Genomic DNA, 21,211 nt, shown 5'->3' with positions numbered 1-21,211 from the left:
TCTGCGCATCTTTCGTGGACGATCCGAAGGAGGCCGCATGCCCGCAATGCCGTCCGCATCCGCACTACCGCTTGCCGCAATGCTCGGCCTCTGGGCCCTTCCCGCCGCCGCCGGCATGCTGGTGGATGCCGCCACGAAGGCGGAACAACTGGCAACGTCCGGCAATCCGGTCGGCGCGCACGAAGCTTTGCGCGAGGCCTTCGGCACCTTTTCTTCAACGCTGCCCTTCTCGATCGGCAAGGCGACCTTCGTCGCCGATCCGCCCGAGGGTTACGGCATGTACACGCCCCGCGCCAACGCGGTCTACAAGCCCGGCGAATCACTGATTTCCTATGTGGAACCCGTCGGCCTCAGTTGGCGGCCCATCGACGGCGGCAAGGTCGAGGCTCAGTTCACCGTCGATCTCGAGCTTCTGAACGACAAGGGCGATACGCTGGCCGAACAGAAGGCCTTCGGCTCGTTCACCTTCCGCGGCTTCGTGCGCAACCAGGAAGTCTTCGCCAAGCTGACGCTCAGCGTCGAAGGGCCACCGGCCGGCGAGTACGTGTTGCGCTACCGGTTCCGCGACGCGATCAGCGGTGCAGTCGCGCTTTCGGACCAGAAATTCTCGATCGTGCCGTAGGACGCCGCGGTTCAGGCTGCCGATCATCCAGGGTCGAGAGATACCCGGTCATCCGGATTTTTCAGCTGAAATATACGGCAACGTGGTGCGGACGACGGGGATCGAACCCGTACGGATTGCTCCGAGAGATTTTAAGTCTCTTGCGTCTACCAGTTTCGCCACGTCCGCCTGCCCGTGTTTTCAACAACTTGCGCCCAAAAATCAAGGCCATGTTTTTCGGGAGGTCCTTTGCGTTTTGTAGATTGTAGCGGCGTCGCGTGGCCGGATGATGGGCTGCACGCGACCAAAAAAGGAAGCGGCGGAAAATGGCCACCCAACGAATGCCCGATACCAGTGTCAAATTTAATAGATGGCCAGCCATACAAGGCGCACACTGCCTGATCGCTTCCACATGAATGGCAGGAACGACTGGGAGATGGCAGCTTCCGCCCCAACCGAGGGAGGTGTCTCGTGTCTACGTCCTTATACTACGACGCCGCCGGCTATCCGGTCTTTCCATGCGGTTCCAGCACGAAGGTGTTCAGCCCTGACGATCTGAACCGGCTTCAGCACATCTTCGACGACTGCCTGCACGAATGCAACTTTTCCATCGACAGCCAGGCTGCTGAATCGCTGGGAGTGGCCATCATCCGGCTCTACTCCCAGGGACAACGCGATGGAACGTTTATCAAGGCAGCGCTTTTGCCGTCGTTCAAGCGACGATCATAGCAACCGCTTGCCTGAGCCGGGGCCATAGCGGACCGCGGTGATGAAAATCTCGATCCGGCGGACCGGCGCCGCCGGAAAAACTCCCGCTCCTTCCTGCCTATCGACCAGCAAGGGCAGCCGTCAGACGAGTTCGACGTCGACGACGCCAGGGGCGGAACGGAGCGCGGCGGCGATCTCGGGCGAGATACGGTAGCGCTCGTTGAGCTCCACCTCGATCTCCCGGTCGCCGTTGTCCTTGATCACGATGAAGGAAACAAGGCCGTCGCCCTTGGCGTTCAGGTGCGCGGCGATCGACCGCAAGGGACCGGAATCGCGCAGGAACACGCGTAGCGCCTTCTGCTGCTGCAGGGCCTCTTCCTCCAGCGAACGCAGCGTCTGTATCCTGAGGCCGATGCCCTCCGGGCGCTCTTCGGCCTGCACCGTCATGACCAGAGACTTGCCGGGTTCCAGCAGGTCCCGATACTGGTGCAACATCTCCGAAAACAGCACGGCCTCGAACTGACCGGACGCATCGGAGAAGGCGACGATGCCCATCTTGTTGCCGGTGCGGGTCTTGCGTTCCTGCTTCGACGTGACCGTGCCCGCCAGACGTCCGGCCGTCGCGCCCTGCTTCACCGAGACGGCGAAGTCGGCGAAGTTCTGCACGCGCATCTTTGCGAGTATCGGACTGTAGGTGTCGAGCGGATGGGCGGACAGGTAGAAGCCCAGCACCTGGAATTCACGGTGCAGCTTCTCCGAGGCGAGCCACGGCGCATAGGAGGGAAAGGAGATCACCTCCGGGCCGGTCGCGGCCCCTGCCCCGAACATGTCGCTCTGGCCGCTCGTCTTGTTTTCCTGCGCGCGCTGGGCATAGCCGAGCAGCCGGTCCATACCGGCAATCAGGGCGGCGCGATCATGGCCGAAGCAATCGAATGCGCCGGCGCAGATGAGGCTTTCGAAGATCCGCCGGTTGACCAGCTTCGGGTCGATCCTGAGGCAGAAATCCTCCAAGCTCTCGAACGGCCTGTCGCCGCGCACCTCGACGATATGGTGCACGGCGGCTTCGCCCACGCCCTTGATCGCGGCCAGCGCATAATAGATGCAGCTCTCTCCGGTCTCGAAATGCGCATAGGAGGTCTGGATCGACGGCGGAAAGACCTTGATGCCGAGACGGGCCGCGTCCTGGCGGAAGTCGTTCAGCTTGTCGGTGTTCGACATGTCGTAGGTCATCGACGCGGCCAGGAACTCGACCGGATAATGCGCCTTGAGATAGGCCGTCTGGTAGGAGACGATCGCGTAGGCCGCAGCATGGCTCTTGTTAAAGCCGTAGTTGGCGAACTTGGCGAGCAGGTCGAAGATCAGGTCGGACTGCGGCTTGGAAACGCCGTTTTTCACCGCGCCTTCGACGAAGCGGGCGCGCTGCTTGTCCATCTCCTCCTTGATCTTCTTGCCCATGGCGCGGCGCAGGAGGTCGGCCTCGCCGAGCGAATAGCCCGACAGGACCTGGGCGATCTGCATCACCTGCTCCTGGTAGACGATGACGCCCTGGGTCTCTTTCAAAAGGTGATCGATCATCGGATGAATCGATTCGATCTCTTCCTCGCCGTGCTTGCGGGCATTGTAGACCGGAATGTTCTCCATCGGGCCCGGACGATAGAGCGCCACGAGCGCGATGATATCCTCGATGCAGTCCGGCCGCATGCCGATCAGCGCCTTGCGCATGCCGGCACTTTCAACCTGGAACACGCCGACGGTCTCGCCGCGCGAGAGCATCTCGTAGGTCAGGCTGTCATCGAGCGGCAGGCTCGCGAGGTCGATCTCGATGCCGCGCTTGCGGGCGAAGTCGACGGCGGTCTTCAGCACTGTCAGCGTCTTCAGGCCGAGGAAGTCGAACTTCACCAGCCCCGCCTGCTCCACCCACTTCATGTTGAACTGGGTGACGGGCATGTCGGAGCGCGGATCGCGGTACATCGGCACGAGCTTGGACAGCGGGCGGTCCCCGATCACGATGCCGGCTGCGTGCGTCGAGGCGTGGCGATAGAGGCCCTCGATCTTCTGGGCGATATCGAGCAGGCGCGCGACAACCGGCTCCTTCTCCGCCTCTTCCTGCAGCTTCGGCTCCTCCTCGATCGCCTTGGAGAGCGGGGTGGGATTGGCCGGGTTGTTCGGCACGAGCTTGCAGATCTTGTCGACCTGGCCGTAGGGCATTTCCAGAACGCGGCCGACGTCGCGCAGCGCCGCGCGCGCCTGCAGCGAACCGAAGGTGATGATCTGCGCCACCTGCTCGCGGCCATACTTGCGCTGGACGTAGCGGATCACCTCTTCGCGCCGGTCCTGGCAGAAGTCGATGTCGAAGTCCGGCATCGAGACGCGTTCCGGATTGAGGAAGCGCTCGAACAGCAGCGAGAAGCGCAGCGGATCGACGTCGGTGATCGTCAGCGCGTAGGCGACGAGCGAACCCGCACCTGAACCGCGGCCGGGACCGACGGGAATGTTCTGCTGCTTGGCCCACTTGATGAAGTCCGCAACGATCAGGAAATAGCCCGGAAACTTCATTCGCTCGATGACGCCGAGCTCGAAGTCGAGCCGCTCGCGGTAATCCTTTTCGCTGTAGCCCGGTGACAAGCCGAGCTGCGCCATTCGCCCCTCCAGGCCTTCAACGGCCTGCCGGCGCAGTTCCCTCGCCTCGGCGCGCTCGGCCTCCTCCGCATCGTCGGTTGCACCGGTGAAGCGCGGCAGGATCGGAGCACGGGTCTTGAGCACAAAGGAGCAACGCCGTGCGATCTCCACCGTGTTCTCCAGCGCCTCGGGAAGATCGGCGAACAACGCCGCCATCGCCGAGCGGCTTTTCAGGTAGTGGTCCGGCGACAGGCGGAACCGATTGTCGTCGGAAACCATGGCATTGTGCGCCACCGCCATCAGCGCGTCGTGCGCCTCGTAGTCGTCGGGTGCGGGAAAGAACGGCTCGTTGGTCGCCACCAGGGGCACGTCATGCGCATAGGCAAGTTCGATCATGCGCCGCTCGTGCCGGCGGTCATAGCTGGCGTGACGCTGCAGCTCGACATACAGCCGGTCGCCGAAGACCCGTTTCAGCTCCAGAAGCCGCGCTTCAGCCATCGCCGGCTGGCCCGCGGCAAACGCCATGTCCACCGGGCCGGTCGTCGCACCGGTCAGCGCGATGAGCCCTTCGGTCCCCGCCTCCAGCCAGGAACGGCAGATGTGGACGGAATGGCCGCCACCCTCGCCATCCAGATAGGCCCGACTTACGAGGTCGACAAGCCGCGCATAGCCGGCATCGGTCGCTGCCAGCAACACGAGCGACGGAGGCTTGGCGAGTGACTGCGCGCCGTTGCGGCGCTCTCCCTCGACGCTGTCTTCCATGTCGATCGAAAGCTGGCAGCCGATCAGCGGCTGAATACCGTCGCCGACCGCCTTCTGCGAAAACTCAAGTGCTGCGAAGAGATTGTTCGTGTCAGTAATGGCGATTGCCGGCTGGCTGTCGCTGACCGCCTTGCCGAGTATCTTCTTGATCGGCAGTGCGCCCTCGAGCAGCGAGAAGGCCGAATGGACGCGCAGGTGGACGAATTGCACGTCCCGCCCCGCCGCCTGCCCGACAACCGTCCCCGACGCAGCATCCGCCATCTTCAGCACTCCTTTTCAGAGCGACAACGATAAGCGGATTCTGGCAACGAATGTCCAGTCAAAGGTTCAGGACGGATGCCTTATCCCCGGCCTGCCCAATCCCAGGCACGCTCAGGGGCAGAAAGTCCTCACAGGCCAAGCGCGAGGATAGAGAAGCTCGCAATGAACAGGGTAATGGATGCAAAGGCGGCAAGATCGCGCATGAATTCGGTCATTTGACGGCTCCAATCTGTTTATGTTTGCATTTTGTTCCATCTTTGTTCGCTCGTCAACCACTAAACTGAAAATTGCTTGTCCGCCCGGCCGCGACGACACTTCGCGGTCTCTGGACGCTGTTGAACGGATTGCATATGGTCGCGCTGGACAACTTTTGAGGACCTATCATCATGAGAACCCTACGGATGCTTGTACCGATCCTTCTGTTTTCCGGTCTCGCTGTTGCCGCGCCGGCGCAGGACTTTCCTGCCGAGCGGATCTTTGCCGCGGCCATGGGCGACTGGAACAGGGACGACAGCCAGGATCTGGTGGTGATTGCCCAGCCGGCCGAGGGCAGCGACGAGGACAATGGCGTCTACATCTATCTCGCCGATCCCTCGGAAGCCCGACTGAAGCTGACGGTCGCCGCCCCGAACAAGGTGTGGGGAAACCTGACGCTGTTTGGCCAGGAGCCAGGCGTCACGGCACTTGCGAACGGTTCGATCAAGCTGACGTCGCAAAACAGCGCGGTCGGACGAGACCGTTGGGAACAGAGCCTCACGATCGCCTACCGCAACGGCCAGTTCGTCGTGGCTGGCTACACCTATTCGTCCTACGACACGCTCGAACCCAACAACACCTCGCAATGCGATCTCAACGTGCTGACCGGCAAGGGAACGGCCAACGGCAAGCCGATTGCGGCGAAGGCCGAGCCGGTAACGTTCGAGGCATGGAACGACGAGATCGGCCAGAAGGCCTGCGGCTTCTCCGCGCGATAGCAGCGATGGACCGATGATGCAGCAGGGTGCGAGATTCTGGCGTGCAGCAGAGCGGCAAACGCCATTCCCTACATCCCGTTCGACGGATCCAGTTCGACTGCACTTGCGGCCGGGGCAATCGAGCATCCCGCCGTGCGGCGGCGGGTACTCCCGCTCAGCGAAGTTCGCGGACCTTGCCGTCCTCGATCGTGACCTTGCGATCCATGCGCCCGGCGAGCTCCAGGTTGTGCGTCGCGATCAGCGCCGCAAGGCCCGACTGGCGCACCAGCGCCTGCAGTGCCTCGAAGACGTAGCCCGCCGTTTCCGGATCGAGATTACCGGTCGGCTCGTCCGCGAGCAGCACGATCGGCGCGTTGGCGACGGCGCGCGCAATCGCCACGCGCTGCTGCTCGCCGCCGGAAAGTTCCGATGGCCGGTGGTCCGCGCGATGGCCGATGCGCATGTAGTCGAGCAACTGCTTTGCCCGCTCGCTCGCCTCGGAGCGAGGCAGGCCGCCAATAAGCTGCGGCATCATGATGTTCTCCAGCGCCGAAAACTCCGGCAGGAGGTGATGGAACTGGTAGACGAAGCCGATCTCGTTACGACGAATGGCGGTCCGCTCCTCGTCGCCGAGCTGCGCGCAGGAGTGGCCGTTGACGATGACGTCGCCGCCGTCCGGCTTTTCCAGCAGGCCGGCGACGTGCAAAAGCGTCGACTTCCCCGTACCCGACGGCGCCACCAGCGCCACGATCTCGCCGCTCCTCAAGGAGAAATCGGCACCCTTCAGGATCGTCAGCAGCCTGTCGCCCTGACCATAGTGCCGGTCCACGCCGGCGAGTTGCAATGCCACGCGCGCGTTCATCGATCGTTCCGTTTCATTCATACCGCAGCGCCTGTACGGGATCGAGCTTGGACGCCCGCCATGCCGGGAAGATCGTCGCCAGGAACGACAGCAGCAACGCCATGATAACGATCGACATCGTTTCACCGAAATTCATGTCTGCGGGGAGCTGACTGAGAAAATAGAGTTCGGGATCGAACAGCGTCTGTCCCGATAGCCATGAGAAGAACTGCCGGATCGACTCGACGTTCAGGCAGACGACGACGCCGAGCAGCACGCCGGCAATGGTGCCGACCGTGCCGATCGCAGCCCCCGTCATGAAGAAGATGCGCATAATCGAGCCCGACGTCGCCCCCATTGTGCGCAGGATGGCGATGTCGCTGCCCTTGTCCTTCACCAGCATGATCAGCCCGGAGATGATATTCAATGCCGCGACGAGGACGATCAGCGTAAGGATCATGAACATGACGTTGCGCTCGACCTCCAGCGCCGAGAAGAAGGTCCGGTTTCGCTGCCGCCAGTCGGTTACATATATCTGCCGCTCGGCTGCCGCCTCGATCGGTTGGCGCAACTGGTCCACCGCGTCGGGATTGTCGACAAACAGCTCGATCGACTGCACCAGTCCGTCGGCGTTGAAGTAAAGCTGCGCCTCTTCGAGCGGCATGTAGATGATCGAGGCGTCGTATTCCGACATGCCGATCTCGAAGATCGCCGATACCGGATAGCTCTTCACGCGCGGATTGACGCCGAGCGGCGTGACGTCGCCTTCCGGGGAAACGAGGGTGATCGTGTCGCCGGCGGAAATGCCGAGCTGTTCGGCCATGCGCGCGCCGATCGCGACGCCGGTGCCGGCGGCAAAGCCGGTGAGATCGCCCGACGTGATATGGTCGGACACGGTCTTGAGCTTGGTCAGGTCGTCTGCGCGGATGCCGCGCACAAGCGCCCCGGTACCCGCGCCATCCTTGCCGGAGGCCAGCGTCTGGCCTTCAACCAGCGGGATGGCCAGCCTGACGCCCGGCACCTGCGAAAACCTTTCGGCCAGTTCGGCATAGTTATTCAGGGGACCGTCGATCGGCTGGACAATCATGTGGCCGTTGATGCCGAGGATGCGCGAAATCAGTTCGGTGCGGAAGCCGTTCATCACGGCCATGACGATGATCAGCGTCGCCACGCCCAGCATGATACCGATGAAGGAAAAGCCGGCGATCACGGAGATGAAGGCCTCCTTGCGGCGCGATCGCAGGTAGCGCCAGGCGACCATCCGCTCGAAACCGGAGAACGGACGACTTGCGGGCGCCGCCTTCGCCTTGGTCGCGCTGCCCTCGCCGGTCGTTTCTGCCATGATGCCTCCGGTCGTCTTGCCGGGGCGTATCGGCGACCTGCGGCCGCGAACGATGCCCCACTCCAGCCATGCGCTCCGCGCATCGTCTGCGACGCGCGAAAGCCGAATGTTCAGATCCTGCACGATCCCATTGCACGGCGCCGGGCCAGCAGGGGAATCATGCAGGAGAAGTCTGCGCACAAAGCCTGTCGAAAAGCGATCCCAACGGATCGAAATCAGGCTGCCACCAGGCGGGCGATCGCAGCCTCGATGGTGAGCGTCTCGCGCTCGCCGGTCTTGCGATCCTTCACCTCGACTTCGCCGGCTGCAACCGAGCGCGGCCCGACGATGACCTGGAACGGGGCGCCGATCAGGTCGGCGGTGGCGAACTTGGTGCCGGCGCGCTCGTCCTTGTCGTCCAGCAGCACGTCGATTCCGGCCTTGCCGAGCGCCGCATAAATCTGTTCGCTTGCCGCGTCGCAGGCCGCATCCCCCGCCTTCATGTTGATGACGACAACCTCGAAGGGCGCCACCGAACGCGGCCAGATGATGCCGTTCTCGTCATGAGAGGCCTCGATGATCGCTGGCACGAGCCGCGTCGGACCGATGCCGTAGGAGCCCATGTGCACGGCATGCTCCTTGCCATCGGGGCCCTGCACCTTGGCGCCCATCACCTCGGAGTACTTGGTGCCGAAGTAGAAGATGTGGCCGACCTCGATGCCGCGTGCGGAAAGACGCTCGCCCTCGGGGACCGCGGCAAATGCCGCCTCGTCGTGCATTTCCGAGGTGGCTGCATAGCGCGACGTCCACTTTTCGAAGATCGTCTTCAGGCCGGCGACATCGTCAAAATTCGTGTCCTCGCCCGGAATGTCGAAGCCCAGGAAATCCTTGTGGCAGTACACTTCGGATTCGCCCGTATCCGCAAGGATGATGAATTCGTGGCTAAGATTGCCTCCGATCGGGCCGGTATCGGCGCGCATGGGGATCGCGCGCAGGCCGAGGCGCGTGAAGGTGCGCAAATAGGCAGCGAACATACGGTTGTAGGCGTGCTCCGCCCCTTCCCGCGTCAGATCGAAGGAATAGGCATCCTTCATCAGGAACTCGCGCGAACGCATGGTGCCGAAGCGCGGACGGATCTCGTCGCGGAACTTCAGTTGGATGTGATAGAGGTTGAGCGGCAGGTCCTTGTAGGACTTGACGTAGGAGCGGAACACATCCGTGATCATCTCCTCGTTGGTCGGGCCATAGAGCATGGCACGGTCCTGGCGGTCCTTGATGCGCAGCATCTCCTTGCCATAGGCATCGTAGCGCCCGCTCTCCTGCCAGAGTTCGGCCGACTGCAGCGTCGGCATCAGCAGTTCGATGGCGCCAGAGCGGTTCTGCTCCTCGCGAATGATCGCGTTAACCTTGTCGAGCACGCGCTTGCCCAGCGGCAGCCAGGTGTAGATGCCGGCGGACTGCTGCTTGATCATGCCCGTGCGCAGCATCAGGCGATGCGAGACGATTTCCGCCTCCTTGGGATTTTCCTTGAGGATGGGCATGAAGAAGCGGGAAAGGCGCATGGCGGGTTCCAAATTGACAATTTTCGCCTAGCGATGGAATCGGGCGAAATGACGTTGAATTCGTGCGTTCATAGACGCTTCGCACGGCGAAGTGAACCCGCGTGCGCATGCCCATCACCAAATCGGCCGAGCGAGCCGCCGGACCGGCTAATCATGGAAAACGGGGCCGGTAATAACGGAAATTTCAGTTTCGAAGTCAACGGAAAAATTTTCCGCGACTGTAACAAATATGCAAAAAATCGGATGACAACGCCCAACCTTTGGGCTAGTTTCAGGCCACAAAACAGGCAAGGAGTATAAATTCTTGCCAATTTCGCGGTCAAGTCTTGGGAGGATCAGATCTTAGGCGCGCGCAGACGCTGCCACCGGCGACGGATAAAGATCACGCGATACTTTAAAAACAAGGCTTCCGGCCTTGTTTTTTTTTGTCTTTCGCAGCGTTGCTGTCCCTAACCTGCGATCATGACGGCTGAATGACAGACGCCTGCGGCAAACGCGCACATGCGCGCAACACCGCTGAAACAATGTACGAAGGCGATCGTTTGCAGGTCCGCAAGTGCGGGCTCAATCGAACTTCGGGTAGAGCTGTGGTATCGCGTCGATCCCGAAGCCGAACTTGACCGACAGAAGGTACCAGCCGAAGTGGATCACGGCCGCGGCAACAGTCGTGATCAGCACCACCCTCCCGCCGCGGAAACGCGCCGGCGCGCTCTCGACCGTGCCCGGCACCACGTCGTTTTCCTCGGCCTGGGTCCGCAGGCCGAAGGGCAAAACGGCAAAAAGCGTCACCCACCAGATGATGAAATAGACGGCGAAGAGTGAAAACAGAGGCATGAGCCTATCCCGTCGGGCGCGAACCGGACGGCGCGGCTCCACGGAACCGAACACCTGCCGCCAAGCGTATTGATACAAGACCGGGCCTCACACCCGAACATTTCCGGCATTGATGCCCGGCTCGGCCACCTGCCACTTTTAACGCCGACCGCAGTGGAATTCAAACCCGATCGCAGCGGCCAGCTGTCACACTTCTTCCAGTTCGATCAGCGTGCCGAAAAAATCCCTCGGATGCAGGAACAGGACAGGCTTGCCGTGGGCGCCGATCTTCGGGTTGCCGTCGCCGAGCACGCGTGCGCCACTGGCGGCAAGCCGGTCGCGCGCAGCCAGAATGTCGTCCACCTCGTAGCAGACATGGTGCATACCGCCGCCCGGCGACTTCTGCAGGAAGGCAGCAATCGGCGACGTCTCCCCCAGGGGCTCGAGGAGCTCGACCTTGGTGTTCGGCAGATCGACGAAGACGACGGTCACGCCGTGCTCCGGCAGCGCCTGCGGCTCCGTCACCCGTGCGCCGAGCACGTTGCGGTAGGACGCGACCGCCGCTGCCAGATCCGGCACGGCGATCGCGATATGATTTACTCGTCCAAGCACGCCTGGCCTCCCAAAGACAAACTCATGACGCGTCCCGGCACGCCCTTCAGGCGCGGGTGACAAACACCGTTACGACCGGCTTCTTGCCCCAGACTTCGTTCGCCATCGCCCGCACGGCCCTACGAACCGCTTCCCGGATCGTCGCCAGATCCTTGCGGCGCGCCCGCGGAATGCTCTCAACAGCGCCTAGGACCGCGTCGTAGAGCGTATCACCCATGTCCTCGCCCTCGTCGTCGAACTGCGGCAGGCCGAAGGGAACGATCTCCGGGTCGCCACGGAAGTCGTAACGGGCATCGAGCACGACGTTCACGGCAACATGCCCGACGAAGGAGAGCTTGCGGCGGTCGCCGATACCCATTTCCTCATAGTCGCCGATCAGGTTTCCGTCCTTGAAGATGCGGCCGAACGCCACCTCGTCCAGCACCTCCGGGACGCCCGGCGCCAGCCGCAGCATCTGTCCGTCGCGAACGCGCGGCACCACACCGATGCCGGACTGTTCGGCAAGCGCCGCGTGCGCCACGAGATGGGCTGCCTCGCCATGGACCGGCACCACGATCTGCGGCCGGGTCCAGGCGTACATCTGCTGCAATTCGCTGCGACGCGGATGGCCGGAGACATGGACCAGTGCCTCGCCGTCGGTGATGACGTGGATGCCCTGGTCGACGAGGCCGTTCTTGATGTCGTTGATCGCCTTCTCGTTGCCGGGAATGGCGCGCGAGGAGAAGATGATCGTGTCGCCGGCGGTAAACGCTACGTTGCGCATCTCGTCGCGTGCGATCTTGGCGAGTGCTGCACGCGGTTCGCCCTGGCTTCCGGTCAGGATGACGACGACCTTATCGCGCGGAATGTAGCCGAACTCGTCCTCGTCGATGAACGGCTTGATGCCTTCCATCAGCCCGATGTCGCGCGCCACCGCCGTCACTCGCTTCATCGAGCTGCCGAGCAGAAGCACCTCGCGTCCCGCCGTCTCGGCCGCCTTGGCGATGGAACGAATACGGCCGACATTCGACGAGAAGGTCGTGATGCCCACGCGGCCTTCCGAGCTTTCGATGATCTTCGCCAGGCTCTCACTCACCTCCTCCTCGGACGGGGAGACGCCATCGCGCAGGGCGTTGGTGCTGTCGCAGACGAGCGCCAGAACGCCCTCGTCGCCCAGCTTGCGGAACCGCGTCTCGTCGGTCAGCGGTCCGAGCGATGGGTGAAGGTCGATCTTCCAGTCACCGGTGTGGATCACCGTGCCGAGCGGTGTCTTGATCGCCAGCGACATCGGCTCGGGAATGGAATGGTTGACGCCGATGCCCTCGATTTCGAACGGACCGACATTGATGCGGTCGCCCTGCTTGAAGATCGTCACCGGGATCTCGGTGCGGCTGCGCTCGAAATCGCGCTTGGCTTCCAGCATGCCGGCCGTGAAGGGCGAGGCATAGACCGGCACGTTCAAACCCGGCCACAGGTCGTTCAGGGCGCCGTAGTGATCCTCATGGGCATGGGTGATGACGATGCCCTTGAGGTTCTTGCGCTCTTCGGCGAGGAAACGAATGTCGGGGAGCACGAGATCCACGCCCGGCAGGTCGGGTCCGGGGAACGTCACGCCGCAGTCGACCATGATCCATTTGCGATTGCCCGGTGTGCCGTAGCCATAGAGCGCGAGATTCATACCGATCTCGCCAACCCCGCCAAGCGGCAGGAACACCAGGTCTTCTTGGTTCGCCATATTCTACAAAAATCCGATTATTCGAAGAAAACATCGCCGGCTGCGATCAGGCGTACATCGCCGTCGTCAGTCTCAAGCTTCAGCAGACCACTATCATCAATTCCGACGAAACGCCCGGAAATTGATTGGGTCGGCAAATTGACCGTAATACGTTCACCGATACCGCCGGCGGCCTTTCTCCAGCGGGCCATGATCTCCCCGATCCCGTTGGCGCTGTCCCACAGCCGCAGGATATCTGCCATTTCCCGGAAGAGATGGGCGAAGAGTTCGGCAGGCCCGACCGTGCAGCCATAGTCAGTGAGGCGCGCGACCGGGTACAGCCCCGTCTCCGGCGCCACTGCCACATTGATGCCGCAGCCGATGACGATCGCCTGGCGACCGTCGGCCATCGTTTCCGCCTCGATCAGGATGCCGCAGATCTTCCTCCGCTCAATCAGCAGGTCGTTCGGCCACTTGATCTTCACCGGCGGCGCATCGATCGGCATTACAGAAGAAATCGCCGACTGAACCGCCACGGCGACCGCCAAAGGCAGCGAACCGAGCCGCTCCATGGGAGCCGGATCGATCAGCAGCAGCGATGCATAGAGATTTCCCGCCTCCGACGTCCACGGGCGACCGCGCCGCCCCCTGCCCCCGGTCTGCCGCGCCGCGGTGATCCACAGACCGGAAAGCGCGCCCCTGCGGGCGCGCTCAAAACAATCCGCATTGGTGGAGGAGGTCTCGACCAGCGCCTCGTGCCGGAAATCATCCAGCGTCAGCCGGCCGGTGCCCGTCCGCCCTGTCAAAAGAAGGTCCGCGCGGCCGCTTCGGCCGCTTCGCCGATCGGTCCGCCGATCAGGACGTAACCTGCCACGAACAGACCGGCGAGACCGAAGACGAGCTTCAGCTCGCCCGGCGTGCGGGCGAATTCGTCCGTCGCCGGATCGAACCACATCACCTTCACCAGGCGCAGGTAATAATAGGCGCCGACCACCGACGACAGCACGCCAATGATGGCAAGCGCATAGAGATCCGCCTCGATCGCCGCCATGAAGACGAAGTACTTGGCGAAGAAGCCTGCCAGCGGCGGGATGCCGGCGAGCGAGAACATCATCACCGTCAGAACGCTGGCCATGAAGGGATTGGTGGTGGAGAGACCGGCGAGATCGTCGATCGATTCCACGTTGCCGCCTTCACGACGCCGCATGGCGAGAATGCAGGCAAAGGTACCGAGCGTCATCACCATGTAGATGAGCATATAGAGAGCGACGCCGCGCACACCGGCCATTGAGCCCGCAGCAAGGCCGACGAGCGCATAGCCCATGTGACCGATCGACGAATAGGCCATCAGCCGTTTGATGTTCTTCTGGCCGATCGCTGCGAAAGAGCCGAGCAGCATCGAGGCGATCGAGATGAAGACGATGATCTGCTGCCAGTCGGCAACCACCGGCTCGAAGGCATCGATGACGATGCGCACGAGCATGGCCATCGCGGCAACCTTCGGCGCTGCCGCGAAGAAGGCGGTCACCGGCGTCGGCGCGCCCTCGTAAACGTCCGGCGTCCACATATGGAACGGAACGGCGGAGATCTTGAAGGCCAGGCCTGCGAGGACGAAGACGAGACCGAAGACTAGGCCGAGCGAACGGCCCTCGGCCGACAGCGCGGCTGCAATCTGCTCGAAGTTGGTGTGGCCGGTGAAACCGTAGACGAGCGACATTCCGTAGAGCAGCATGCCCGACGAAAGTGCGCCGAGCACGAAGTACTTCAGGCCGGCTTCCGTGGAGCGGACGCTGTCACGGTTGATCGCGGCGACCACATAGAGAGCCAACGACTGCAGTTCCAGCGCCAGATAGAGCGAAAGCAGGTCGTTCGCCGAAATCATCAGCAGCATGCCGAGCGTCGCCAGCACGATGAGAACGGGAAACTCGAACCGGTCCAGCTGCTGCGAGCGGGCATGGCCGACCGTCATGACCAGCGCCGTGATCGAACCGATCAGCGTCAGGATCTTCATGAAGCGGGCGAAGGGATCGGAGACGAAGGCGCCCCCGAAGGCAATGCCCTCGGGGCTCTTCATCACCAGCATCAGGCCGGCGATGATCAGAAGAGCCACGGCCAGCCCGGTGACGGTTGTCGCCGAGCGTTCGCCGGAGAACACGCCGATCATCAGGAGAGCCATCGCACCCAGAGCCAGAATGACCTCAGGCGTCGAGAGCTGAAGGCTGGCAAGGAGGAGTTCAGCAGTCATATCGAATGATCCCGTCGTCAGTTCGCCGAGAGCGCAACGGATTGCGCTGCTTCGAGGGCCGCGGTGTAATTGTTCAGGAGGGCATCGACCGAGGCGGCGGTCACGTCAAAGACCGGCATGGGATAGACACCGAAGAAAATCGTCAGGGCCACGAGCGGATAGAGAATGGCCTTCTCCCGTCCCGACAGGTCGAGCAGCGCCTTGAGGCTTTCCTTCTCGAGCGGACCGAAGATCACGCGGCGGTAGAGCCACAGCGCGTAGGCGGCCGACAGGACGACGCCCGACGTTGCGAAGAACGCGACCCAGGTGTTGGCGCGGAAGGCGCCGAGCAGCGTCGTGATTTCACCGACGAAGCCGGAGGTGCCGGGCAGACCGACATTGGCCATCGTGAAGATCATGAAGGCGACGGCGTATTTCGGCATGTTGTTCACAAGTCCGCCATAGGCGGAGATCTCGCGGGTGTGCAGGCGGTCGTAGACGACGCCGACGCAAAGGAAGAGCGCGCCGGAGACGATACCGTGCGAGAGCATCTGGAACAGCGCACCCTGCACGCCCTGCTCGTTGGCCGCAAAGATGCCCATGGTCACGTAGCCCATGTGTGCAACTGATGAATAGGCGATCAGCTTCTTGATGTCTTCCTGCACCAGCGCGACCAGCGAGGTGTAGATGATCGCGACGACCGAAAGCGTGAAGACGAACGGCGCAAAATAATCGGATGCCAGCGGGAACATCGGCAGCGAGAAGCGCAGGAAGCCGTAGCCGCCGAGCTTCAGGAGAATGCCGGCCAGGATGACCGAACCCGCCGTCGGCGCCTGAACGTGCGCGTCGGGCAACCAGGTGTGGACCGGCCACATCGGCATCTTCACCGCGAACGAGGCGAAGAAGGCAAGCCACAGCCAGGTCTGCATCTGCTCGGGGAAGCCGTAGGCGAGCAGTTCGGGAATGCTGGTCGTGCCGGCCTGCCAGTACATCGCCATGATGGCGAGCAGCATCAGCACCGAGCCGAGCAGCGTGTAGAGGAAGAACTTGTAGGATGCGTAGACACGATCCTTGCCGCCCCACACGCCGATGATGATGAACATCGGAATGAGGCCTGCTTCGAAGAAGACGTAGAACAGGACGATGTCGAGCGAGACGAAGACGCCGACCATGAACACTTCCAGGACGAGGAAGGCGATCATGTATTCCTTCAGGCGCTTCTCGATCGAGTTCCAGCTCGCCAGCACGCAGAACGGCATGAGGAACGTCGACAGGATGACAAACAGCATCGAGATGCCGTCGATGCCCAGATGATAGGCAATCCCGGTGCCAAGCCATTCATGCTTCTCGACCATCTGGAAGCCGGGGTTCGAATAGTCGAAGCCAACCCAGATGAAGACCGACAGGATGAAGGTGAAGACAGTCGTCAGCAGCGAGACGTTCAGGATGTTCCGCCGCCCGTAAGGGCTATCCTCGCGGGTCAGCAGCAGCAGCGCCACGCCAACCAGCGGAAGAAAGGTGACCGCGGAAAGAATCGGCCAATCGGTCATCAGATGGAACTCCCGAGCATCATCCAGGTAACGAGTGCCGCAATTCCGAGCAGCATCGCAAAGGCATAGTGATAAAGGTAACCGGTCTGCAGGCGGACGACGCGGTCGGTCACGTCGAGGACGCGCGCGGCGATCCCGTTCGGACCGAGGCCGTCGATGATCGCCCCATCACCGCCCTTCCAGAACACGCGGCCGAGCCAGAGCGCCGGGCGCACGAACAGGAAGTCGTACAACTCATCGAAGTACCACTTGTTCAACAGGAACTGGTACAGACCGCGGTGCTGTTCTGCCAGGTACTTCGGCAGGTCCGGACGGCGGATGTACATGAACCAGGCGGTGACAAAGCCCAGAGCCATTGCGGCGAACGGGCTCCACTTCACCCACAGCGGAACGTGGTGATACTCTTCCAGGATCTCGTTTTCCGGACCGGTGAACAGCGCACCCTGCCAGAATTCGACATAGTGGTGGCCGAAGAAGTAGTCGTGGAACAGGAAGCCCGCGAGCACCGCGCCGGCGGCGAGGATATAGAGCGGAACCAGCATGATCGCCGGCGATTCATGGACGTGGTGCATGACGTCGGAGGAAGCGCGCGGCTTGCCGAAGAACGTCATGAAGGCCAGGCGCCACGAGTAGAAGCTCGTGAAGAGCGCTGCGATCACCAGCAGGGTGAAGGCGAAGCCGGCAACCGTGCTGTGCGACGCGAAGGCGCTCTCGATGATCGCATCCTTCGAGAAGAAGCCGGCAAATCCGATGACGGTGCCCGGAATGCCGACACCCGTCAGCGCCAGCGTACCGATCGTCATCATCCAGAAGGTGACCGGAATATGCGTGCGCAGGCCGCCCATGTAACGCATGTCCTGCTCGCCATCGACGGCATGGATGACCGAGCCGGCGCCAAGGAACAGCAGCGCCTTGAAGAAGGCGTGCGTGAAGAGGTGGAACACAGCCGCGCCATAGGCGCCGACGCCAAGCGCCACAAACATGTAGCCGAGCTGCGAGCAGGTCGAATAGGCGATGACGCGCTTGATGTCGTTCTGCACCAGGCCGACGGTCGCGGCAAAGAAGGCCGTGATCGCGCCGATGATGGTAACGACAGTGAGCGCATCCGGCGACAGTTCGAACAGAGGCGACATGCGGGCGACGAGGAAGACGCCGGCGGTGACCATGGTCGCGGCGTGAATGAGTGCTGAGACCGGGGTCGGGCCTTCCATTGCGTCCGGAAGCCAGGTGTGCAGCAGGAACTGCGCCGACTTACCCATCGCGCCCATGAAGAGCAGGAGGCAGGCCGCGGTGATCGCATTGGCCTTGTCGAGGTGCATGCCGAACAGCGTGATGACGGGCTCTGCGGCATCTGCAGCGCCTTCGGCCGGCAGATAGGTCGCAGCCGTCGCGAAGATCGTCTCGAAGCTGACGGAGCCGAAGAGATAGAAGACGGTGAAGATGCCGAGCGCGAAGCCGAAGTCGCCGACACGGTTGACGATGAAGGCCTTCATGGCGGCGGCGTTCGCCGAAGGCTTCTTGAACCAGAAGCCGATGAGCAGATACGACGCCAGGCCCACGCCTTCCCAGCCGAAGAACATCTGCAGCAGGTTGTCCGACGTGATGAGCATCAGCATCGCGAAGGTGAACAGCGACAGGTAGGCAAAGAAGCGCGGCCGATGCGGGTCATGATGCATGTAGCCGATCGAGTAGACATGCACGAGCATCGACACGGTGTTGACGACGACGAACATTACCGCTGTCAGCGTATCGACGCGGAACGCCCATTCGACATCGAACCCGCCGGACTGCATCCAGCGCATCACCGAGACCTTGATCAGTTCTTCGTGGCCGAGGGCGACCTGGAAGAAGACGAGCCAGGAAAGCGCACAGGCGATCACCATGAAGCCGCTGGTGACGAATTCGGAAGCCTTGGCGCCGATGGTGTTGCCACCGATACCCGCGATCAGAAAGCCGATCAGCGGAAGGAAGACGATTGCCTTGATGACGGTATCCATGACCGATCAACCCTTCATCACGTTGACGTCTTCCACGGCGATGGAGCCGCGGTTACGGTAGAAGACGACGAGAATTGCAAGACCGATCGCCGCTTCGGCAGCCGCGACCGTCAGGATGAACAGAGCGAAGACCTGGCCGACGATGTCGTTCAGGAAGGCCGAGAAGGCGACCATGTTGATGTTGACCGCGAGCAGGATCAGCTCGATCGACATCAGGATGACGATGACGTTCTTGCGGTTGATGAAGATGCCGAAGACGCCGAGCGTGAACAGGATCGCGCTGACTGTGAGATAGTGGGAAATACCGATTTCCATGATGCGAATTCCTTAAGTCCAGCGCGCCTTAGAGACCCTGCCCCGGTTTCACCTTGACCACCTCGACGGCGGTTGCCGGCGTACGGGCCACCTGAGCGGAGATGTCCTGCCGCTTGATTCCCTCGCGATGGCGCAGCGTCAGCACGATCGCCCCGATCATGGCTACCAGCAGCACCAGGCCGGCGATCTGGAAGAAGTAGACATAGTCCGTATAGAGCACGTCGCCGAGTGCTGCGGTGTTCGTGCGCTCCGCGATCGGCGGGATCGGGTGCGCAGCGTTACTCGCAATCTCTGGCGCAAGCGTCGAGCCGCCGACGACGATGATCAACTCCGCCGCCAGGACGAGGCCGACCAGCGCACCCACTGGCGCATGCTCGATAAGACCGGAGCGAAGGGCTGCGAAATCGATGTCCAGCATCATGACGACGAAGAGAAAGAGAACCGCAACCGCGCCGACATAGACGACCAGCAGGATCATCGCCAGGAATTCGGCGCCGGTCAGAAGGAAGAGACCCGCGGCGTTGAAGAACGTGACGATCAGGAACAGCACGGAATAGACCGGGTTCCTTGCCGCGATCACCATGAACGCGGACGCCACCGCCACGAAGGCGAACATATAGAAAAAAAGAGCCTGCAGACCCATTTTGGTGCCTTTTCGTCTTCCCCGGAAAGAACCGCGCCAAGGCCGCCCTTCTCCGTCGAAGCTTGGCGGCCCGTCGCCACCAAGCACTTGTCCAGTATTGATGCCCGTCGCCCGTCAGGGCGGCAGTCCCCTTCCCGACCGCGTCTCAGCGGTAGGGCGAATCCATTGCGATGTTGCGGGCGATTTCCCGCTCCCAGCGATCGCCGTTCTCGAGAAGCTTCTGCTTGTCGTAATAGAGCTCCTCACGGGTCTCCGTGGCGAACTCGAAATTCGGCCCCTCGACGATGGCATCGACCGGGCAGGCCTCCTGGCAGAAGCCGCAATAGATGCACTTCACCATGTCGATGTCGTAGCGCACCGTGCGGCGCGTGCCGTCGTTGCGGCGCGGTCCCGCCTCGATCGTGATGGCCTGAGCCGGACAGATCGCCTCACACAGCTTGCAGGCGATGCAGCGTTCCTCGCCGTTCGGATAGCGGCGCAGCGCATGCTCGCCGCGGAAGCGCGGGCTTACCGGTCCCTTTTCGAAGGGATAGTTCAACGTCGCCTTCGGCCGGAAGAAATAGCGCATCGACAGGAAGAAAGCGCCGACGAACTCCTTCAGGAACAGCGAATTTACGGCTTGCGAAAGACTAGCCATTACTGAGCTCCAATGCTGCTGAAACGACCGGCCGCCATCAGGCGCCCCAACCGGTGAGCTTCAGCACGAATGCAACGATGACGACCATGGCGAGCGACAACGGAAGGAAGACCTTCCAGCCGAGACGCATCAGCTGGTCGTAGCGGTAGCGCGGCACGAATGCCTTGACCATCGCGAACATGAAGAACACGAGGCAGGCCTTCAGGGCGAACCAGACGATGCCCGGCACCCAGTTGAGGAACCACACGTCGACCGGAGGCAGCCAGCCGCCGAGGAAGAGGATCGTCGTCAGCGCGCACATCAGGCAGATGGCGGCATATTCGCCGAGCATGAACATCATGTACGGCGTGGAACCGTATTCCACCATGAAGCCGGCGACGAGTTCGGATTCAGCCTCCGGAAGGTCGAAGGGCGGGCGATTCGTCTCGGCAAGCGCGGAGATGAAGAAGATCACGAACATCGGGAACAGCGCCAGCCAGTTCCAGTCCAGGAACGAGCCCGGCAGGCCGATCATCGTGCCCAGTCCGTCACGCTGAGCGTTGACGATGTCGGTCAGGTTCAGCGAACCGACCGTCAGCAGAACGGTGACGATCACGAAGCCGATGGAGACTTCATAGGAGACCATTTGCGCTGCCGAACGCAGGGCACCCAGGAACGGGTACTTCGAGTTCGACGCCCAACCGCCCATGATGATGCCGTAGACCTCGAGCGAGGAGATGGCGAAGACGTAGAGAATGCCGACGTTGATGTTGGCGATGACCCAGTTCTCATTGAGCGGGATGACCGCCCAGGTGGCCAGCGCCAGCGTCACCGAAACGAGCGGCGCCAAAAGGAAGATCGCCTTGTTGGCGGTGGCCGGAATGACCGGCTCCTTGAACACGAACTTCAAAAGGTCGGCAAAAGACTGGAACAGCCCCCACGGACCGACGACGTTCGGACCGCGACGCAACTGCACGGCCGCCCAGATCTTGCGGTCAGCCAGCAGGATATAGGCGATGAAAAGGAGCAGCGCGACCAGCAGCAGCAGAGACTGGCCGATCATGATGACCGCAGGCCATACGTAGCTCGAAACAAAAGCGTCCATAATGCTTATTCCCTC

At 62.1% G+C, this 21,211-nt stretch carries 18 protein-coding genes and 1 tRNA gene; 3 read left to right on the top strand and 16 right to left on the bottom strand.

Annotated features, from left to right (window positions below; all coding sequences use genetic code 11):
- Positions 1-37: 37 nt before the first annotated feature.
- The gene (locus tag HV823_RS22730) at positions 38-622 is read left to right on the top strand and encodes a hypothetical protein (RefSeq protein ID WP_246301882.1); all 585 of its coding nucleotides are present in this window, start codon (positions 38-40) and stop codon (positions 620-622) included.
- 83 nt (positions 623-705) lie between these two features.
- Here the strand turns inward: HV823_RS22730 and HV823_RS22725 are convergent.
- Positions 706-790 (bottom strand) — tRNA-Leu (locus tag HV823_RS22725).
- A gap of 282 nt (positions 791-1,072) precedes the next feature.
- Between HV823_RS22725 and HV823_RS22720 the strand changes: the two genes are divergently transcribed.
- Positions 1,073-1,330 carry a hypothetical protein gene (locus HV823_RS22720; protein ID WP_176951958.1) on the top strand — a complete coding sequence of 86 codons (258 nt, stop codon included), beginning with the start codon at positions 1,073-1,075 and terminating at the stop codon, positions 1,328-1,330.
- A 120-nt stretch (positions 1,331-1,450) separates the two neighbouring features.
- Here HV823_RS22720 and dnaE read toward each other — a convergent pair whose 3' ends face one another.
- Complete coding sequence (dnaE, locus tag HV823_RS22715; RefSeq protein WP_176951957.1) at positions 1,451-4,951, bottom strand: DNA polymerase III subunit alpha; 3,501 nt, start codon at positions 4,949-4,951, stop codon at positions 1,451-1,453.
- Positions 4,952-5,337: 386 nt separating this feature from the next.
- On the opposite strand from dnaE, the gene HV823_RS22710 reads away from it, so the two are divergent.
- On the top strand, positions 5,338-5,925 hold the full coding sequence (locus HV823_RS22710) for a hypothetical protein (protein WP_176951956.1): 588 nt from the start codon (positions 5,338-5,340) through the stop codon (positions 5,923-5,925).
- A gap of 154 nt (positions 5,926-6,079) precedes the next feature.
- Here the strand turns inward: HV823_RS22710 and HV823_RS22705 are convergent, their stop codons facing one another.
- The 14 genes from HV823_RS22705 to nuoH all read right to left on the bottom strand — a co-directional run bounded on the left by HV823_RS22705 (position 6,080) and on the right by nuoH (position 21,196).
- Positions 6,080-6,766 (bottom strand): ABC transporter ATP-binding protein, encoded by a 687-nt coding sequence (locus tag HV823_RS22705; protein ID WP_176951955.1) that lies wholly within the window; start codon positions 6,764-6,766, stop codon positions 6,080-6,082.
- A 13-nt stretch (positions 6,767-6,779) separates the two neighbouring features.
- Positions 6,780-8,087, bottom strand: a complete 1,308-nt coding sequence (locus HV823_RS22700) for a lipoprotein-releasing ABC transporter permease subunit (protein ID WP_176951954.1) — start codon at positions 8,085-8,087, stop codon at positions 6,780-6,782.
- 215 nt (positions 8,088-8,302) lie between these two features.
- Positions 8,303-9,628 carry a proline--tRNA ligase gene (gene proS, locus HV823_RS22695; RefSeq protein ID WP_176951953.1) on the bottom strand — a complete coding sequence of 442 codons (1,326 nt, stop codon included), beginning with the start codon at positions 9,626-9,628 and terminating at the stop codon, positions 8,303-8,305.
- Between the two features lie 564 nt (positions 9,629-10,192).
- Entirely contained in the window at positions 10,193-10,462 is a 270-nt protein-coding gene (locus HV823_RS22690) for a DUF1467 family protein (protein WP_176951952.1), read from the bottom strand.
- Positions 10,463-10,648: 186 nt separating this feature from the next.
- Entirely contained in the window at positions 10,649-11,053 is a 405-nt protein-coding gene (gene mce / locus HV823_RS22685; RefSeq protein ID WP_176951951.1) for a methylmalonyl-CoA epimerase, read from the bottom strand.
- Positions 11,054-11,099: 46 nt separating this feature from the next.
- The gene (locus HV823_RS22680; RefSeq protein WP_176951950.1) at positions 11,100-12,767 is read right to left on the bottom strand and encodes a ribonuclease J; all 1,668 of its coding nucleotides are present in this window, start codon (positions 12,765-12,767) and stop codon (positions 11,100-11,102) included.
- 17 nt (positions 12,768-12,784) lie between these two features.
- A complete protein-coding gene (locus HV823_RS22675) occupies positions 12,785-13,525 on the bottom strand; it encodes a biotin--[acetyl-CoA-carboxylase] ligase (RefSeq protein ID WP_176951967.1) in 741 nt (246 codons plus the stop codon).
- 23 nt (positions 13,526-13,548) lie between these two features.
- Positions 13,549-14,991, bottom strand: coding sequence for an NADH-quinone oxidoreductase subunit NuoN (gene nuoN / locus HV823_RS22670; RefSeq protein WP_176951949.1), 1,443 nt, complete (start codon positions 14,989-14,991; stop codon positions 13,549-13,551).
- 17 nt (positions 14,992-15,008) lie between these two features.
- Complete coding sequence (locus tag HV823_RS22665) at positions 15,009-16,520, bottom strand: NADH-quinone oxidoreductase subunit M (protein WP_176951948.1); 1,512 nt, start codon at positions 16,518-16,520, stop codon at positions 15,009-15,011.
- Entirely contained in the window at positions 16,520-18,517 is a 1,998-nt protein-coding gene (gene nuoL / locus HV823_RS22660) for an NADH-quinone oxidoreductase subunit L (RefSeq protein WP_176951947.1), read from the bottom strand. The genes HV823_RS22665 and nuoL overlap by 1 nt, the downstream gene beginning before the upstream one ends.
- A 6-nt stretch (positions 18,518-18,523) precedes the next feature.
- The gene (gene nuoK, locus HV823_RS22655; RefSeq protein WP_097142128.1) at positions 18,524-18,832 is read right to left on the bottom strand and encodes an NADH-quinone oxidoreductase subunit NuoK; all 309 of its coding nucleotides are present in this window, start codon (positions 18,830-18,832) and stop codon (positions 18,524-18,526) included.
- 28 nt (positions 18,833-18,860) lie between these two features.
- Complete coding sequence (locus HV823_RS22650) at positions 18,861-19,475, bottom strand: NADH-quinone oxidoreductase subunit J (protein WP_176951946.1); 615 nt, start codon at positions 19,473-19,475, stop codon at positions 18,861-18,863.
- A gap of 145 nt (positions 19,476-19,620) precedes the next feature.
- Positions 19,621-20,112 carry an NADH-quinone oxidoreductase subunit NuoI gene (gene nuoI / locus HV823_RS22645; protein ID WP_097142126.1) on the bottom strand — a complete coding sequence of 164 codons (492 nt, stop codon included), beginning with the start codon at positions 20,110-20,112 and terminating at the stop codon, positions 19,621-19,623.
- 37 nt (positions 20,113-20,149) lie between these two features.
- Positions 20,150-21,196, bottom strand: coding sequence for an NADH-quinone oxidoreductase subunit NuoH (gene nuoH / locus HV823_RS22640; protein ID WP_176951945.1), 1,047 nt, complete (start codon positions 21,194-21,196; stop codon positions 20,150-20,152).
- Between the last annotated feature and the right edge of the window lie 15 nt (positions 21,197-21,211).

It is taken from the genome of Mycoplana rhizolycopersici, assembly GCF_013378445.1.
Taxonomy (GTDB): Bacteria; Pseudomonadota; Alphaproteobacteria; order Rhizobiales; family Rhizobiaceae; genus Mycoplana; species Mycoplana rhizolycopersici.
The sequence above is the reverse complement of the archived record's forward strand: the minus strand, read 5'-3'. Positions and strand labels throughout refer to the sequence as shown.